Origin of the sequence: Dyella sp. SG562, assembly GCF_011759495.1 — a bacterium.
GTDB classification, from domain to species: Bacteria; Pseudomonadota; Gammaproteobacteria; order Xanthomonadales; family Rhodanobacteraceae; genus Dyella_D; species Dyella_D marensis.
The window spans coordinates 246,265-263,565 of record NZ_JAAOYS010000002.1 but is presented as its reverse complement, the minus strand read 5'-3'; the positions used below and the strand labels follow the sequence as shown (position 1 = coordinate 263,565).

At 68.1% G+C, this 17,301-nt stretch carries 11 protein-coding genes; 3 read left to right on the top strand and 8 right to left on the bottom strand.

Features of this window, described 5'->3' with window-relative positions; all coding sequences use genetic code 11:
* Positions 1–40: 40 nt before the first annotated feature.
* On the top strand, positions 41–4,492 hold the full coding sequence (locus tag FHW84_RS04590; protein ID WP_167252960.1) for a DEAD/DEAH box helicase: 4,452 nt from the start codon (positions 41–43) through the stop codon (positions 4,490–4,492).
* An 831-nt stretch (positions 4,493–5,323) separates the two neighbouring features.
* On the opposite strand, the gene FHW84_RS04585 is transcribed toward FHW84_RS04590, so the two are convergent.
* The 4 genes from FHW84_RS04585 to ftrA all read right to left on the bottom strand — a co-directional run bounded on the left by FHW84_RS04585 (position 5,324) and on the right by ftrA (position 9,360).
* Positions 5,324–5,698 (bottom strand): nuclear transport factor 2 family protein, encoded by a 375-nt coding sequence (locus tag FHW84_RS04585; RefSeq protein WP_167252959.1) that lies wholly within the window; start codon positions 5,696–5,698, stop codon positions 5,324–5,326.
* Positions 5,699–5,779: 81 nt separating this feature from the next.
* Positions 5,780–7,366: a peptidase S10 gene (locus FHW84_RS04580; protein ID WP_167252958.1), complete on the bottom strand. Its 1,587-nt coding sequence runs from the start codon at positions 7,364–7,366 to the stop codon at positions 5,780–5,782.
* An 86-nt stretch (positions 7,367–7,452) separates the two neighbouring features.
* Positions 7,453–8,307 carry an EamA/RhaT family transporter gene (locus FHW84_RS04575; RefSeq protein WP_167252957.1) on the bottom strand — a complete coding sequence of 285 codons (855 nt, stop codon included), beginning with the start codon at positions 8,305–8,307 and terminating at the stop codon, positions 7,453–7,455.
* A 54-nt stretch (positions 8,308–8,361) separates the two neighbouring features.
* Positions 8,362–9,360 carry a transcriptional regulator FtrA gene (gene ftrA / locus FHW84_RS04570; RefSeq protein WP_167252956.1) on the bottom strand — a complete coding sequence of 333 codons (999 nt, stop codon included), beginning with the start codon at positions 9,358–9,360 and terminating at the stop codon, positions 8,362–8,364.
* An 80-nt stretch (positions 9,361–9,440) separates the two neighbouring features.
* On the opposite strand from ftrA, the gene FHW84_RS04565 reads away from it, so the two are divergent.
* Together FHW84_RS04565 and FHW84_RS04560 are read left to right on the top strand one after the other, a co-directional pair.
* Complete coding sequence (locus tag FHW84_RS04565) at positions 9,441–9,839, top strand: rhodanese-like domain-containing protein (protein ID WP_167252955.1); 399 nt, start codon at positions 9,441–9,443, stop codon at positions 9,837–9,839.
* A gap of 445 nt (positions 9,840–10,284) precedes the next feature.
* Positions 10,285–11,889, top strand: coding sequence for a M4 family metallopeptidase (locus FHW84_RS04560; RefSeq protein WP_167253763.1), 1,605 nt, complete (start codon positions 10,285–10,287; stop codon positions 11,887–11,889).
* Positions 11,890–12,423: 534 nt separating this feature from the next.
* Here the strand turns inward: FHW84_RS04560 and eda are convergent.
* The 4 genes from eda to zwf form a co-directional block, all read right to left on the bottom strand.
* Entirely contained in the window at positions 12,424–13,077 is a 654-nt protein-coding gene (gene eda / locus FHW84_RS04555; RefSeq protein ID WP_167252954.1) for a bifunctional 4-hydroxy-2-oxoglutarate aldolase/2-dehydro-3-deoxy-phosphogluconate aldolase, read from the bottom strand.
* Between the two features lie 21 nt (positions 13,078–13,098).
* Complete coding sequence (gene edd, locus FHW84_RS04550; RefSeq protein ID WP_167252953.1) at positions 13,099–14,919, bottom strand: phosphogluconate dehydratase; 1,821 nt, start codon at positions 14,917–14,919, stop codon at positions 13,099–13,101.
* 85 nt (positions 14,920–15,004) lie between these two features.
* Complete coding sequence (gene pgl, locus FHW84_RS04545) at positions 15,005–15,718, bottom strand: 6-phosphogluconolactonase (protein ID WP_167252952.1); 714 nt, start codon at positions 15,716–15,718, stop codon at positions 15,005–15,007.
* A gap of 111 nt (positions 15,719–15,829) precedes the next feature.
* Positions 15,830–17,299: a glucose-6-phosphate dehydrogenase gene (zwf, locus tag FHW84_RS04540; RefSeq protein ID WP_167252951.1), complete on the bottom strand. Its 1,470-nt coding sequence runs from the start codon at positions 17,297–17,299 to the stop codon at positions 15,830–15,832.
* Positions 17,300–17,301: the final 2 nt, after the last annotated feature.

Below are 17,301 nucleotides of genomic sequence, written 5' to 3'. Positions count from 1 at the left end.
GAATATTCTCTCCGCCCCGGCTCCAGGCGAGCCTAAGCCCATGTCCCTGCAAGATTTTCATCCCGCGGTCCGGCAGTGGTTCGAGCGCGCGTTCCCGGCGCCCACCGCAGCCCAGCTGGCCGCCTGGCCTTCCATTCGCGATGGCCGTCACACCCTGGTGGCCGCGCCGACCGGCTCCGGCAAGACCCTGACCGCCTTCCTGGCCGCCATCGACGGCCTGGTGCGCGAAGGCCTGGCGCACGGCGGCGCGCTGCCGGACGCCACCACGGTGGTGTACGTGTCGCCGCTGAAGGCGCTGTCCAACGACATCCACATCAATCTGGAAGCGCCGCTGGAAGGCATCCGCGCGGAGCTGGCCGCGCTGGGCCTGCCGGACGTCGCCATCCGCACCGCCGTGCGCACCGGCGACACGCCGCAGGCCGAGCGCAACCTGATGCGCCGCCAGCCGCCGCACATCCTGGTGACCACGCCGGAATCGCTGTACATCCTGCTGGGCTCGGCTTCCGGGCGCGAGATGCTGGGCGGTACGCGCACGGTGATCGTGGACGAGATCCATGCGATGGCCTCGACCAAGCGCGGCTCGCATCTGGCCTTGTCGCTGGAACGGCTGGAAGCGCTATGCCAGCGGCCGCTGCTGCGCATCGGCCTGTCGGCCACGCAGAAGCCGATCGAAGAGGTAGCAAAGTTCCTGGTTGGCGAAACCCGTACCTCCTCTCCCCGCCGGGGTGAGGGGGACCTGCGAAGCGCAGAAGCAGCAGCAGAAAAGCAAGCGATGCTTCGTCGATCTTCTGCCGCGAGCACCCGCCCCTCATCCGGCGGGGAAAAGGGAATTCACATCGTCGACGTCGGCCACACCCGCGCCCGCGACCTCGCCATCGAAGTCACCCCGGTGCCGCTGGAAGCGGTGATGTCGAACGATGCCTGGGAGCTGGTCTACAACCGCCTCGCGGAACTCGCGCAGGCGCATCGCACCACGCTGATCTTCGTCAATACGCGGCGCATGGCCGAACGCGTCGCGCGCCATCTGTCCGAGCGCATGGGCAAGGAAGCCGTGGCCGCGCACCACGGCAGCCTCGCCCGCGAGCAGCGCCTGGATGCCGAACAGCGCCTCAAGCGCGGCGAACTGAAAGTGCTGGTGGCCACCGCCTCGCTGGAGCTGGGCATCGATATCGGCGACGTCGACCTGGTCTGCCAGCTCAGCTCGCCGCGTTCCATCGCCGCCTTCCTGCAGCGCGCCGGCCGCTCCGGCCACGCGGTGAACGGCACGCCGAAGGCGCGCCTGTTTCCCACCTCGCGCGACGACCTGGCCGAATGCGCCGCCCTGCTCGACTGCGTGCGCCGCGGCGAGCTGGACACGCTGGCGATCCCGCCGCGCCCGCTCGACGTGCTGGCCCAGCAGATCGTGGCCGAAGTGGCCTGCCAGGAATGGGACGAGGACGCGCTGTTCGCCCTGGTGCGCCGCGCGTATCCCTATCGCGACGTGCCGCGCGAGCAGTTCGACGCCATCGTGCGCATGCTGGCCGACGGCTTCACCACGCGCCGCGGCGCGCGTGCCGCGTACATCCATCGCGATGCCGTGCACAAGCAGTTGCGCGCGCGGCGCGGTGCGCGGCTTACGGCGGTCACCTCCGGCGGTGCGATTCCCGACACCGCCGACTATCTCGTCGTGCTGGAACCGCAGGCCACGGTGATCGGCAGCGTGCACGAGGATTTCGCGGTGGAAAGCCTGGCCGGCGACATCTTCCAGCTCGGCAACACCAGCTACCGCATCCTGCGCGTGGAGCGCGACCGCCTGCGCGTGGAAGATGCGCACGGCGTGCCGCCGAGCATTCCGTTCTGGCTGGGCGAGGCGCCGGGGCGCAGCAATGAGCTTTCGCATGGCGTGTCGCGCCTGCGCGAAGCCATCAGTGCGCAGCTCGACGAAGGCGGCGTGCCCGAAGTGCTGGCCTGGCTGCAGGACACGCTGGGCCTGAGCGAGCCGGCCGCGCAGCAGCTGGCCGACTACCTGGCGAAGGCCAAGGCCGCGCTCGGCGCGCTGCCCACCCAGCACCAGCTGGTGTTCGAGCGCTTCTTCGACGAATCCGGCGGCACCCAGCTGGTGATCCATACGCCCTGGGGCAGCCGCATCAACCGCGCCTGGGGCCTGGCGCTGCGCAAGCGCTTCTGCCGCCAGTTCAATTTCGAGCTGCAGGCGGCGGCGACCGAGGACGCCATCGTGCTGTCGCTGTCGACCAGCCACAGCTTCCCGTTGATCGAAGTGGCGCGCTATCTGCATTCCAACACCGCCGAGCACGTACTGGTGCAGGCGCTGCTGGATGCGCCGCTGTTCCCCGTGCGCTGGCGCTGGAATGCCACCACCTCGCTGGCCCTGCCGCGCTTCCAGGGCGGGCGCAAAGTGGCGCCGCAGATCCAGCGCATGCGCAGCGAAGACCTGCTCGCCACGGTGTTCCCCGACCAGGTGGCCTGCCTGGAGAACATCGTCGGCGAACGGCAGATTCCCGATCACCCGCTGGTCGAGCAGACGCTGTACGACTGCCTGCGCGACGCCATGGATGTGGACGGCTTGCTGCATATATTGCGCGGGCTGGAGAGCGGCCAGATCAGCGTGGTCGCGCGCGACCTCACCACGGCCAGCCCGCTGGCCGCCGAGGTGCTTACCGCCGCGCCTTATGCCTACCTGGACGACGCGCCGCTGGAAGAGCGCCGCACCCAAGCCGTGCAGACGCGCCGCTGGAACGACGGCGACAGCGCGGAAGACCTGGGCAAGCTCGATCCGGACGCCATCGACGCGGTACGCGGCGAAGCCTGGCCGCAGGTGCGTGGCGCCGACGAGATGCACGAAGCCTTGAGCGTGCTCGGCTTCGTCACCGCGGAGGAAGCGGCGCGCGACGGTTGGGAGCACTTGCTGCAGGCCTTGGCGAACGCCCGCCGCGCCACTTTGTTGAGTTCACCGACCCACGCCGGCTGGCAGGTATGGGTGGCGGCGGAGAAGCTGCCGCTGTGGGCGGCCATTCATGCCGATATCGCCATGCAGCCGGCGATCGAAGCGCCGGCCGAATTCCTCGCGCAAGCGTGGACGCGCGAAGACGCGTTGCTGGAAATGGTGCGCGGACGCCTGGTCGGCCTCGGTCCGGTGACGGTCGCGACGCTCGCCGCCTCGCTCGCTGCCGATCGCAGCGACGTCGAAACGGCCCTGCTGCGCCTGCAATCCGAAGGCTACGTGATGCAGGGCCAGTTCACGCCCGCAGCCGCCGACACCGAATGGTGCGAACGCCATCTGCTGGCACGCATCCACCGCTACACCATCGGCCGCCTGCGCCGCGAGATCGAGCCGGTCAGCCGGCGCGACTTCATGCGCTTCCAGTTCGACTGGCAGCACGTCGCACCCGGCGCGCGGCTGAGCGGACCGGAGGCGCTGCCCGCCGCCATCGCCCAGCTCGAAGGCTACGAAGCCGCCGCCGGGGCCTGGGAAGCCGAGTTGCTGCCAGCGCGCATCGACGACTATTCGATCACCTGGCTGGACGATCTGTGCCGCGCCGGCCGCGTCGGCTGGAACCGCCTGCGCGGCGCCACCGGCGGCAGCAGCCCCGTGCGCGCCACGCCGATCGTGCTGCTGCCGCGCAAGGAGATGGCGTTGTGGAGCGGCATCGCCGCCGCTGGCCAGCCGCAGGAGCTGCAGCTGTCCTCGCGCGCCCAGGCCGTGGCCGACATGCTGCGCGAGCATGGCGCGCTGTTCTTCGACGAATTGATGAGCGCCGCGCATCTGCTGCGCACCGAACTGGAAGACGCGCTGGGCGAACTGGTCGCCGCCGGCCGCGTCACCGCCGACAGCTTCGCCGGCCTGCGCGCCTTGCTGCTGCCCGCCGCCAAGCGCGATGCGCACCGCCATCGCCGCGTGCGCCGCCATATGCTGAGCGGCATCGAAGACGCCGGGCGCTGGTCGCTGGTGCGTGCGCCGCTGGTGCCGGACGGCAAGGACGGCAAGCGCGCCGAGTACGTCGAGCACGTCGCGCGCACCCTGCTGCGCCGCTATGGCGTGGTGTTCTGGAAGCTGCTGGAGCGCGAGGCTTCGTGGCTGCCGACGTGGCGAGAGCTGCTGCGCGTGTATCACCGGCTGGAAGCGCGCGGCGAGATCCGCGGCGGACGCTTCGTCGAAGGCCTGGTCGGCGAGCAGTTCGCGCTGCCGGAGGCGATCGGCAAGCTGCGCCATGTCCGGCAGCTGCCGAATGACGGCCAGTTCGTCTGCCTGAGCGGTTGCGATCCGCTCAATCTGGTTGGCACGGTGCTGAGTGGTAATCGCCTGCCGGCGGTGGTTGGTACGCGGGTGCTGTATGAGGATGGTGTGGCGGTGGCCGCGTTGGTGGCGGGCAAGCCGCAGTGGTTGGTGGAGGCCGATTCCGCGCGGCAGCAGCGGTGGAAGAACGCGCTGTTGCGTCGCGCTGAGCCTGGGGCCGCTTTGCTCGTCATTCCGGCGCAGGCCGGAATCCAGTAACGGTATCGTTCGATTGTCGCGTTGCCGCGATTTGGCCGCTTATGCAGCGGGCATTCCGGACGCCTGCCGGCGCCCGGGTCACTTTCTCTTTGCTGGCTCAAAGAGAAAGTAACCAAAGAGAAATAGCCTCAGAGCAAAGGCTCGCGACGCGACTAGAAGGAGCAGTGGACGGCTGCGGTAGTCTGATTAACCTGGGTCTACACGAAACCACAGTGCGTTTACGTAACGGCTGCTTCAACGTGCCGTGGCCGAGAGGACGTTCAGTGACCGAGGCCAGCTTTTGCTTTTCGTTCCTGCCTACCTCACGACATCACCCCTCTCCCCTCCGGGGAGAGGGCAGGGTGAGGGGGCGGGCGGAGCGTAACGTTAAATCTTGCCATGACGTAGGTTGGGGTGAGCCGCAGGCGAACCCCAACACCCGCACCTTCACGCGCCTCGCCATGTTGGGGTTCGCCTATGGCTCACCCCAACCTACGCCGTGCGCTTACGCGACGAACAGGGCTGAGCCCAAAAGCTGGCCTCGGTCACTGAACATCCTCTCGGCGACGGCACGTTGAAGAAGCCGTTACGTAAACGCACTGTGGTTTCGTGTAGACCCAGGTTAATCAAGTTACCGCAGACGCCCACTGCTCCTTCTAGTCGCGTCGCGAGCCTTGGCTCTAAGGCTATTTCTCTTTGGTTACTTTCTCTTTGAGCCAGCAAAGAGAAAGTGACTCGGGCGCCGGCAGGCGTCCGAAATGCCCGCTGCATAAGCGGCCAAGTCGCGGTAACGCAAAAACCAGGCGACACCGCAAAAGTATCCCGCCCTACGCTAGGCCAACAAGCAAAGCATCACTCACTAAAATCAGCGATATAAACCAACTTACCCTCGCTGACGCGATATTCGCTGCGCCCAGTCAGCGCAATAGTCTGCCCCGCCCGCACCCCATTCGGCAGATCGATGGCAAAAGTGCCATCGAACAAAATATCCGCAGTGGCGGCATCCCCACCATGCTCCCAGAACGCCGTGATGATCTGCCGCCGCGCCGAAAACAAATGCAGCGAACTCTCCGCCAGATGGCGCAACTCAGCCACCCCCTGAGTGCGCACACTCAGCACACCCTTGGTGTAATTCTCGAACACCACGCCGGCATGCATCGTATCGAGCATGGCCGGCACGTCCATGCGGTTGTAAGCGGCGAGGTAGCGATCGATCAGGTCGCGCATAGGAGAATCCGGAGTCGGTATGGAAAGGGCGGGCGCGCAGCCCGCCAAGCATAGCAACTCGCGGACGCCCGCCGGCGGGCCTTACTTGACGTTGTCGGTCTCGCCGATAAATCGCGCCACGTTGTCGTGCAGCTTCTTCAGCGAGTCCTCGTGCGCGTAGACCATATGGCCCGACGGATACCACTCGTAGGAGATGTTCTTCTGCAGCGAGGCGGGAATCGGCAGGTGGCGCATCTCGTAGTCGGCCGCGAAGTACGGCGTGGCCAGGTCGTAATAGCCGCCATGCAGGGACACGCGCAGGTTGGGGTTGGTCTTCATCGCCTTGGCGAGATCCGGCATCACGTTGATCGGGCGCTCGCCGTCGCCGCCGGGGCGGCGGAAGTCCCAGTTGTCGATCGAGGCGAACAGCCGGTACTGCTGGCCGTCGCCGTACTTCAGCTGCTTGCGCACGTAGTCGTTGAACGCGGCGACATAGGCGGCGCTGATCGCCGAGGACTGCGGGTCGTACTCGGAGTCCTTACTCAGCGGATCGAGCGACGGGCCGGAAAAGCGGCCATCCAGGCGGCCGGTGGTGACGCCGCCGTCGGACTGCAGCTGCTGCTCGAACATGCCGCCGGTGACGCGCAGGTCGGCCTTCAGCAGATAGGCCACCGGCAGGCCGGTGTACTGGTGCAGCTTCTCCGCCACCGCCTGCTTGCGCGCGTCGTCGAGGCGGCTGCCGGCCATCAGCGCCTGGGCATAGTCGTTCAGCGCGAACTGTTCCACTTCGCGCAGGAACGGCTCCAGCGCGGCCGGCTGCTGCGGCAGGCGGTGGTGGTAGAACGCCGTCGCGGCGAAGGTGGGCAAGGCCACGACATAGGGCACGTCGATGCCCGGGTTGGTCTCCGGACCGTCGATGCTGGTATCGAAGTTGAGGATCTGCGACAGCAGGATCACGCCATTGAGATCGACGCTGGACTGGTTCTCCAGGATATTGGCCAGCACCGCCGAGCGCGTGGTGCCGTAGCTTTCGCCGAACAGGTACTTGGGCGAATTCCAGCGGCCGTAGGTGGACAGGAACTGCGTGATGAACTGCGCGAAGGCATGGCCGTCGCCGTCCACGCCGTAGACCTCCTTGCGGCGCTCCTTCATCTGCTCGTCGCGCTTGCTCTTGTCCTCGTCCGCGGCGATCAGGCGGCTGAAACCCGCACCCGGCGCGTCGATGAAAACCAGGTCCGACGCATCGAGCAGGCTGTAGTCGTTGTTGACCAGGCCGTAGGGCGCGGCGGGCGTGTGGCTGTCGTCGGACGTGACCACGCGCCTGGGCCCGAACGCACCCATGTGCAGCCACACCGTGGCCGAGCCCGGGCCGCCGTTGTAGATGAAGGTGACCGGCCGCTTGCCGGCGTCGGCGCCTTTCTTGAAGTACGCCGTGTAGAACATGCTGATCTGCGGCTCGTGCTCCTTGTCGCCCTTGCCGTGGATGATCAGGGTGCCGGCAACCGCCTTGTAGTCGATGCTCTTGCCTTCCACGCGCACGGAGCCGGTGCTCTCCGACGACTGCGGCTGCAGCAGCGCGGCGTCGGGTTTGCTTTCCTGGGGCTTGTCCTTGTCCTGCTTGTCGGCGGCCAGCGCCGAACCGGCGAGCAGCAGGGAGGCCAGGGCGGCGGCCAGGGGGAGCGTGCGCATCGGAGTTCCTTCGGGGAGGGGCTTGGAGTCCCCGAGCTTAGGCGCTGCAAGTGCCGGCTTTCACACGCCAGAAGTCATGCCTGCGCTCAGCCGCGCGTGGCCAGCACGATCGCCACGGCGGCCAGCGCCACGCCGGCCAGATTGAGCCGGCTGAGCTTTTCGCGGAAGGCGAGCGTGCCGACCAGGGCGCCCAGCGCCACCACGCCGAGGTTCATCGCCGCAAAAACCAGCGACGGTCGGTCGGCCAGGGCCTGGTGGGCGCGCACGTAGAACACGATGTTGCCGAAGTTGGCCAGGCCCAGCAGCAGGCCGGCCAGCGCATCGCGCACGGTGAAGCGCATGCGCCCCGTGGCGCGGCGGCCGAGCTGGATCGCGAACGCTACCACCAGGGCCAGCGCGAACATCGCCTGCAGCGAAGCGGCGAACGGCGTGCCGGCCTGAGCCACGTGCTTGAACAGGATGTCGATCGCGGCGAAGCCCACGAACACGATCAGGGGCCACCACCATGCGGCGCTCGCTTCCGCCTCGTCCGCGCCGCCGCGCCACACCATGCAGGCCATGGCGACCAGGCCGACGCCGATGCCGGCCAGCTTGAAGGCGCTGGCCGCTTCGCCGAACAGCAGGAAGGCCGCCAGCAGCGACACGATCAGCGACAACCGCTGCGCCGCATCGCTGCGCACGATGCCGGCATGGCGTACCGAGGCGGCCAGCGCCAGGAAGATCACCGGCAGCAGCAGGCCCAGGCCGACGAAGCCGATCCACGGCGCACCGGGCCGCGCCAGCGTGTCGAGCGAGGGATGGAACACCCAGGCGGTGAGCGCGCTGGTGGCCACGTAGTTCCAGGCGACCGCCTGCCCCACGTCGATGCCGTGGCGCCGCGCCAGTTTCAGCAGGACGGACACCAGCACGCTGCAGCCGATGGCGAGGAGGATGTAGAGCATGGGTCGATGCCGGCGGGGAACGGGGCGCAGCTTAGCGGCGATGGCGCCGCTTCTCTATGCCCGCTGCCCCGCCAGCGCGAATCGCTCGCGATACCGCGCCGGGCTGAGCTTGATCGCGCGGCGGAAATGATGCCGCAGCGTATCGGCGCTGCCGAAGCCGCAGCGGTCGGCGATCTGCTCCACCGCCAGCTCGCTGCCTTCCAGCAGCTCGCGCGCCCGCGCCAGGCGTTCGTGCACCAGCCACTGCTTGGGCGAATGCCCGGTGGCTTCCTCGAAGCGGCGCAACAGGGTGCGTTCGCTCATGCGCGCGCGTTCGGCCAGCACGCTGATCGGCAGCGGCTGGTCGAGGCGGCGGCGCATCCATTCCAGCAGCGTGCCCAGGGCGGCGCCTTGTTCCGGCAGCGGCGCCGGGATGAATTGCGCCTGGCCGCCGTCGCGATGGGTCGGCACCACCGCGCGGCGCGCCACCTGGTTGGCGATGCGCGGGCCGTAGTCGCGGCGGATCAGGTGCAGCGACAGGTCGATCGCCGCGGCGCTGCCGGCGGAGGTCATCACCCTGCCTTCGTCGACATAGAGCACGTCGGGTGCGAGCCGGATGCGCGGATAGCGCGCCGCGAGCGTCTCCGCATAGCGCCAATGCGTGGTCGCCGCGCGATCGTCGAGCACGCCAGCGGCGGCGAGCACGAACACGCCGGAGCAGAACGACAGCAGGCGCGCGCCACGCTTGTGCGCCGCGCGCAGGGCATCGAGCAAGGCGGGCGGCGGCGCGGCATCGGCGCCGCGCCAGCCGGGGACGATGATGGTGCCGGCGCGGGACAGGCCTTCCAGCCCGGCATCCGCCCGCACGCTGAGGCCGCCGGCTGCGCGCATCGCGCCGCGATCCACGGCGCAGGAGGTGAAGCGGTACCAGCTGTCCAGTTCGGGCCTGGCGATGCCGAACATCTCCACCGCGATGCCGTACTCGAAGGTGCACAGGCCGTCGTACACCAGCGCCGCCACGTTGCGGTTGGCGGGGCCAGTCGGAGTGCTCGCACGCTTTGGCGGTTTCTTCATGATGCCTGGCATTCTTGCCAATGTCGGCGGCGGCCGCCAGTGCCCACACTGGCACCATCCTCAGCACGGAGTACCGCCCCATGAGCAGCGTCGTCCACCGCGTCCCGGCCGCCGCCAGCGCGCAGGCCCTGGCCCATTTCCAGGCGCGCCTGGGCTTCGAAACCGACTGCGCGGACGTGCACTACGCCACGCAGCACGAGGACAAGGATTTCGTCCTGCTCGACGTACGCACGCCGACCCTGTACGCCGCCGGCCACGTGCCTGGCGCGTTGAACGTGCCCACGCGCACCATCAGCGAGCAGCGCTTGAGCGAGTTCCCGGCCGATACGTTGTTCGTGGTGTATTGCGCCGGCCCGCATTGCAACGGCGCCAACAAGGCGGCGGTGAAGCTGGCGCAGCTCGGACGGCCGGTGAAGGAAATGATCGGCGGGCTGACCGGATGGATCGACGAAGGCTTCGGTCTCGAACGCGGCGTGTAAATAGCTGCCTTCACCATTGCTTCGGTACTCACGCTTGAATCCTTCTCCCTCCGGCAACCCGAAGGTAGTCCCCGTGGGAGAGAAGGTGGCGGCAGCCGGATGAGGGTTCGGCCGGAGCGGTGCACATCACTCTTGCGCTCCGCCCGTACCCTCACCCCTCTCCCAGTGGGAGAGGGGCTCTGCATTGCATTACTTCGCGAGCATTTCTCGCCATCGAAATTCGATGCACATCACACCCGCCACTTGCGCGAGCCTTGCATGATCGACCCGTGAAGAACTTACGAAACATTCCTATGTTCTTGCGATGGATGCACCCGGAGGATAGCCGCGCTCAGGGGAGGGATCTCTAGGGAGCTTTCTTATCGGTGCCTGTTCGGCGGCATGCGCAACGCATGCGGCCGCGCTGCCCTTTTGCCCACTTTTATCCAGGAGTGTCGTGATGTCTTTGAAGCCTTACGTCCTGAGCCTCTCCATCGCCGCCGCGCTGACCGTCGCCGGCGGCGCGCAAGCTGCACGTTTCGATCATCTGGCCATTGCCGGCGTCGCCAAGGGTCTCGCCAAGCAGCAGCCTGCCGCGCTGCAGGCCGACAGCGACGACACGTTCGAAGCGACCGATGTGATCGTCGATCCCGACGGCACGGAACACGTGCGCATGCAGCGCAGCTACCGCGGCCTGCCGGTGATCGGCGGCGACGTGGTCGTGCACAGCAACAACGGCCGCTTCCGCGAAGCCAGCCTCACCCTGCGCGGCCGCGGCCGCCCGAGCCTGTCGCCGCGCACCACGGCCGACGAGGCACAGCTTGCCGCCGGCAAGGATTTCAACGGCGAGATCGAGAGCATCGAGAGCCGTGGCCTGGTGATCTATGCGCGCGGCGCCAAGCCGGTGCTGGCCTATGAGGTGAACGTGCAGGGCGCGTCCGACACCTTCGGCACCGCCAACATGCGCTACTTCGTCGATGCCTCCAGCGGCAAGGTGCTGGACCGCTGGAACCTGTTCCAGACCATTGCCGCCAACGGCACCGGCAAGTCCCTGCTGGTGGGCAACGTGGGCATCGTCACCAACTCGGTGAACGGCGGCTACCAGCTGATCGATCCCTCGCGCGGCAACGGCTCGGTGTACGACGCGCAGGGCAAGAACGACACCTCGGCCAACCTGCGCAATGCCACGCTGTTCACCGACACCGACAACACCTGGGGCAACAACGCCGAGAGCGACCGCGCCACCGTGGCCGGCGACATCGCCTACGGCGTGTCCAAGACCTGGGACTATTACAAGAACGTGCACGGCCGCAACGGCATCTTCAACGACGGCAAGGGCGTGAAGAGCTATGCCCACGTGAAGATCAATGTCGGCGGCGGCAGCTACACCTCCAACAACGCCGCCTGGAACGGCAGCGCGATGGAATACGGCGACGGCGGCACCACCTGGTTCCCGCTGGTGGCGGTGGACGTGGCCGGCCACGAGATGAGCCATGGCGTGACGCAGGCCACCGCCGGCCTGGCCTATTCCGGCGAGTCCGGCGGCTTGAACGAAGCGAACTCCGACATCTTCGGCACCATGGTCGAGTACTACGCCAACAACGGCACCGACGCCCCGGACTACCTGATCGGCGAGAAGATCTACCGCAGCAATCCCAACGGCACCACCGCGCTGCGCTACATGTTCAAGCCCAGCCTGGACGGCGCCTCGGCCGATTGCTGGAGCAGCTCGGTGGGTTCGCTCAACGTGCATTACAGCTCGGGCGTGGGCAACCACTTCTTCTATCTGCTGGCCGAAGGCGCCGTAGTGCCGGCGGGCTTTGGCGCGGGCAGCTCGGCCAACCTGACGGCGGCGAAGCTGGTGTGCAACGGCAACACCGCGGCCGGCGGCATCGGGCGCGATGCGGCGCAGAAGATCTGGTATCGGGCGTTGACGGTGTATATGACGTCCAACACGAACTATGCCGCGGCGCGGACGGCGACGCTGAAGGCGGCGGCGGATCTGTATGGCACGACGTCGACGCAGTATGCAGGTGTGGCTTCGGCGTGGAGTGCCGTCAGCGTCAACTGAGGTTGGCGAGTGATGGAGTGATATGGCCGGCCCGGGTAACCGGGCCGGCTTTTTGCTGTCGCTCGATTCGAGGTTATGGCGAGCCCCGGCCCCTCACCCCGACCCTCTCCCCGGAGGGGAGAGGGGGATGCAGCGCGCGGCGAAAATCGGGCGAAGAGCACGCGGCGCAGCCGCGGCGTTCCGCTGGTGCGCTTTTGCTCTTGATCCACGGGTCCCCTTGGCGCCGGCGGTGAGGGCTGGACGAAAAGGCCCCCGCAGGGGGGCGGGGACACGATGTCCCCGCCTTTTTGATCAGGGCATGGATGCCCTGTCAAAAAGCCCGGCCAGCTCTCACGGACCCTCAGCAGCGCAGCTGCTGAGGGCGCCAAGCAGGGTGCCCTTTCTTCTTGGTTACTTCTTCTTTGGGCACGCAAAGAAGAAGTAACTCGCCCCGCGGCAGCGGGGCGAAACACTCGCCAAAGGCGAGACACCCAAGCGCCAGCGCAACAACCGAGCGATACCGCCACTGGATCCCGGCCTACGCCGGGATGACGATCAAGAGCGCGCCTTGAGTGCAGCTGCCTCACGCGCCAGCGCCTCAATCCCCGCCCAGTCGCCAGACTTCAACTTATCCACCGGCGTAAGCCAAGACCCACCTACACACACCACATTCGGCAACGCCAAAAACTCCGGCGCACCCGCCAGACTGATCCCACCCGTAGGGCAAAACCGAATCTGCGGCAGCGGACTAGCCCACGCACCAAGCAGCTTGTGCCCCCCCGCCGGCACCGCCGGAAAAAACTTCAGATAGCGATAGCCACGCTCCAACAGGCTCATCGCCTCAGACGCCGTAGCCACACCCGGCAGCAACGGCAGGTCGCTGTCGTCCGCCGCCGCCAGCAACTTCGGCGACACACCCGGCGACACCGCGAACTTCGCGCCAGCCTGCCACGCATTCTCCAGATCCCGCGGCGTCAGCACCGTACCCACGCCCACCACAGCACCCTCCACCTCCGCGGCGATCGCGCGGATCGCCTCCAACGCCGCCGGCGTACGCAAAGTCACCTCGATCGCCGGAATCCCGCCGGCCACCAGCGCGCGCGCCATCGGCACAGCCGCCTTGGCATCGTCGATGATCACCACCGGCACCACCGGCGCCAGGCGTAGAGTGGCTTCGACTTGCTGCTGCTTGGTTTCGATGAGGCTCATGGGGAATCCTGGGAAGAAAGGTCAGAGCACGCCGGCGCCGAGATCGGCTTCGACCGCGGCCTGGCGGAACAGGCCGAACAGTTCGCGGCCCATGCCGCTATGGTGCGGCGAGAGGTCGGCCGTGGCCGGCGCGCGGCTGGCAAATTCAGACGCATCCACCAGCACGTCGAGCGTGCCGCGGGTGGCGTCGAGGCGGATCAGGTCGCCGTCGCGGATCTTCGCGATCGGCCCCTGCGCCTGCGCTTCCGGCGTGACGTGGATGGCCGCCGGCACGCGGCCGGAGGCGCCCGACATGCGGCCGTCGGTGAGCAGGGCGATGCGGTAGCCGCGGTCCTGCAGCACGGCCAGCGTGGGGGTGAGCTTGTGCAGCTCCGGCATGCCGATCGCACGCGGCCCCTGGAAGCGCACCACCGCGATGAAGTCGCGATTGAGTTCGCCGCGCTCGAAAGCCTTGCGCACGTCGTCCTGGTCGTGGAACACGATGGCCGGCGCCTCGATCACCTGGCGGTCGTCCGGCACCGACGACACCTTGATCACCGCGCGGCCGAGATTGCCGGCGAGCAGGCGCAGGCCGCCGTCGGCGCGGAACGGTTCGGCGATGCCGCGCAGCACGCCGCGGTTGCCGCTTTCCTTCGCCACGGGAGTCCACTGCACGGTACCGGCATCGTCGAGCGACGGTACCTGGGTATAGCCGTCCAGGCCGGTGCCGAACACCGTGCGCACGTCCGCATGCAGCAGGCCCGCGCTCAGCAGCTGGTCGATCAGGAAGCCCATGCCGCCGGCTTCGTGGAACTGGTTCACGTCGGCATAGCCGTTCGGATACACGCGCGCCAGCAGCGGCACCACCGAGGACAGCGCGTCGAAATCGTCCCAGCGCAGCTGGATGCCGGCCGCGCGCGCCATCGCCACCAGGTGCAGCAGATGGTTGGTGGAACCGCCGGTGGCATGCAGGCCGACCACGCCGTTGATGATGGCGCGCTCGTCCACGATATGGCCGATCGGCAGGTGCTGCCCGCCCTTCGCGCTCAGCGCGGCGACGCGGCGCACGGCTTCGGCGGTGAGCGCGTCGCGCAGCGGCGTGTCCGGCGCCACGAAGCTTGCGCCCGGCAGGTGCAGGCCCATGATCTCCATCAGCATCTGGTTGGAGTTGGCGGTGCCGTAGAAGGTGCAGGTGCCCGGCGCGTGGTATGCGGCGGCTTCCGCTTCCAGCAGCTCGGCGCGGTTGGCCTTGCCCTCGGCATAGGCCTGGCGCACCTTGGATTTCTGCTCGTTGGTGATGCCGCTGGGCATCGGGCCGCCGGGCACGAAGATGCCGGGCAGGTGGCCGAAGCTCAGCGCGCCGATCAGCAGGCCGGGCACGATCTTGTCGCAGATGCCCAGGTACAGCGTGCCGTCGAACATGTCGTGCGACAGCGACACCGCCGTGGCCATCGCGATCAGGTCGCGCGAGAACAGCGACAGCTCCATGCCGGCGCGCCCTTGCGTAACGCCATCGCACATCGCCGGCACGCCACCGGCCACCTGCGCGGTAATGCCGGCTTCGCGCGCCACCTGGCGGATGAATTCCGGATAGCGCTCGTACGGCTGGTGCGCCGACAGCATGTCGTTGTACGAGGTGACGATGCCGAGGTTCGGCGCATGGCCGTCGCGCAGCGCGGCCTTGTCGTCCGTGCCGCAGGCGGCGAAGCCGTGCGCGAGGTTGCCGCACGAGAGCCGCTCGCGGTGCGTGCCGCCGGTGCCGGCCGCGTCGATGCGCGCCAGGTAGGCGGCGCGCGTGTCGCGGCTGCGTTCGCGCAGGCGTTCGGTGACTTCGGCAAGGACGGGGTGCAGTGGCGTGCTCATGCGATGGCTTTCGATCGGAGAAGAGAGGGAGAAGCGGGAAACGGGCGTTGAGGGTCGCCCGTTCCCCACTCCTGGCGTCCGGTGCTCAAGGGCACCAGTACACGGCGACCGGCACGCGCGGCTGGGTCAGCACGCTGCGTACCGGGTAATCCTTGCCGGCGCCCAGGCCGAGGCGGGCATCGGCGAGCAGCTGGCGCTTGGTGTCGCCTTCGATGTGCAGATACAGCGCCTGCGTGTCGAGCAGCGCAGGCAAGGTGAAAGTGATGCGCGGCTCGCCGGCGCCATTGGCGCGCATCGGCAGCACCTGCGCGGTGCCGGCCAGGTCCAGCGCTTCGGCAAGGCGGTCGCCACCGGGGAAGAACGATGCGGTATGGCCGTCCGTGCCCATGCCGAGGATCACCGCGTCGAACGGAAACGGCAGCGCGGCGATGCGCGCGCGCACCGCGGCGACGCCGGCTTCGGGCGTGGGCATGTCGGTATACAGCGGCACGAAGTGCGCGGCGGAGGCGGCGTGCTGCAGCAGGTCGGCCTTCACCATGCGCGCGTTGGAGCGCTCGTGGCTTTCCGGCACCCAGCGCTCGTCCACCAAGGTGACCTGCACTTTCGACCAGTCGAGTTCCGCGCGCGCCAGCTGGCGGAAGAAATGCACCGGCGTGCTGCCGCCGGAGACCGCGAGCAAGGCCTGGCCGCGCGCGGCGATACCGGCGCGCAGGCGTTCGGCGACGCGTTCGGCCAGCGCGCGGGCCAGCGCGTGGCAATCGGTGAAGCTGTGCGTGGTGACGTCGGTGTGCTCGGGCATGGCGGTGGGAGGAAGCGGTGGGCGCGCTCGCGCCGGCGGGGTTATCGAGTGTAGGTGGGGGCGTGCAACGCGACGGTGAAGCCAGGCTGCACCGTCGCGGGTGGTGCGGCCTTACTCGCTGTCTTCGTTCCAGGTGCGGCCGTCGCGCTCGATCAGCGCCACTGCCGCGCTCGGACCCCAGGTGCCGGCGGTGTACGGACGCGGCGCCTCGCCGCTGGCACCCCAGGCATCCAGGATGGGGCCGGCCCAGTGCCATGCGGCCTCGACCTCGTCGCGGCGCATGAACAAGGTGGGGTTGCCGCGCACCACGTCCAGCAGCAGGCGTTCATAAGCATCCGGCTGCGATACGCCGAAGGCTTCGGCGAAGCTCATGTCCAGCGGCACGTGGCGCAGGCGCAGGCCGCCGGGGCCGGGGTGCTTGATGGTGAGCCACAGCTTCACGCCTTCGTCCGGCTGCAGGCGCAGCACCAGGCGGTTCTGCGAGAGCGGGCCGGCCGAGGCGTCGAAGATCGAATGCGGCACCGACTTGAACACCACCACGATCTCGGACACGCGCTCCGGCAGGCGCTTGCCCGTGCGCAGGTAGAACGGCACGCCGGCCCAGCGCCAGTTCTCGATCTCGGTCTTCAAGGCCACGAAGGTTTCGGTGTGCGACTTCGAACCGGGGCCGAGTTCTTCCAGATAGCCCGGCACGCTCTGCCCTTCGGCGGCGCCGGCGCGGTACTGGCCGCGCACGGTGTACTGGGCGGCGTTGGATTCGTCGATGGGCCGGAGCGAGCGCAGCACCTTGAGCTTCTCGTCGCGCACGGCGTCGGGCGACAGCGAGGACGGCGGCTCCATCGCCACCATGCACAACAGCTGCAGGATATGGTTCTGCACCATGTCGCGCAGCGCGCCGGCGCGGTCGTAGTAGGCGCCGCGGGTGCCGACGCCGAGCGTTTCGGCCACGGTGATCTGCACGTGGTCGATATGGCCGGCATTCCACAGCGGCTCGAACAGGGCGTTGCCGAAACGCAGCGCCAGCAGGTTCTGCACCGTTTCCTTGCCGAGGTAATGGTCGATGCGGTAGGTCTGCGACTCGTCGAAGATGCGGCCGACCGCGTCGTTGATCTGGTTGGCGCTGGCCAGGTCGCGGCCGATCGGCTTCTCCAGCACCACGCGCGACTTGCCGCGGTTGAGGCCGTATTCGCCCAGGCGGTTGCAGATATCGACGAAGAGCTCGGGCGAGGTCGACAGGTAGAACACCCGCACGTGCTCGGGCTGCTCGCCGATCAGCGCGGCGAACGCGTCCCAGCCTTCGTCCTTGCGCGCGTCGAGCGAGCGGTAGGCGACCTGCTTGAGGAAGGCGTCGACCTGGTCCTTGGCGCCGCCGGCCTCGAGCAGGGCCTTGCGTATGTTGCCGCGGTAGCCGTCGTCGTCCAGCCCTTCGCGGGCGATGCCGATCACGCGGCTGCCGGCGGGGATCTGGCCGTCGAGGAAGCGATGGAACAGGGCGGGCAGCAGCTTGCGCAGGGCAAGGTCGCCCGTGCCGCCGAAGATCACCAGGTCGAAGGCGTCGACCAGGGGGGGAGAAGCCGTCACTG

Coding starts and splice junctions, on each gene's coding strand:
- FHW84_RS04590 (WP_167252960.1), top strand. CDS start 41: ATGTCCCTGCAAGATTTTCATCCCGCGGTCCGGCAGTGGTTCGAGCGC.
- FHW84_RS04585 (WP_167252959.1), bottom strand. CDS start 5,698: ATGCGCGACCTGATCGATCGCTACCTCGCCGCTTACAACCGCATGGAC.
- FHW84_RS04580 (WP_167252958.1), bottom strand. CDS start 7,366: ATGCGCACGCTCCCCCTGGCCGCCGCCCTGGCCTCCCTGCTGCTCGCC.
- FHW84_RS04575 (WP_167252957.1), bottom strand. CDS start 8,307: ATGCTCTACATCCTCCTCGCCATCGGCTGCAGCGTGCTGGTGTCCGTC.
- ftrA (WP_167252956.1), bottom strand. CDS start 9,360: ATGAAGAAACCGCCAAAGCGTGCGAGCACTCCGACTGGCCCCGCCAAC.
- FHW84_RS04565 (WP_167252955.1), top strand. CDS start 9,441: ATGAGCAGCGTCGTCCACCGCGTCCCGGCCGCCGCCAGCGCGCAGGCC.
- eda (WP_167252954.1), bottom strand. CDS start 13,077: ATGAGCCTCATCGAAACCAAGCAGCAGCAAGTCGAAGCCACTCTACGC.
- edd (WP_167252953.1), bottom strand. CDS start 14,919: ATGAGCACGCCACTGCACCCCGTCCTTGCCGAAGTCACCGAACGCCTG.
- pgl (WP_167252952.1), bottom strand. CDS start 15,718: ATGCCCGAGCACACCGACGTCACCACGCACAGCTTCACCGATTGCCAC.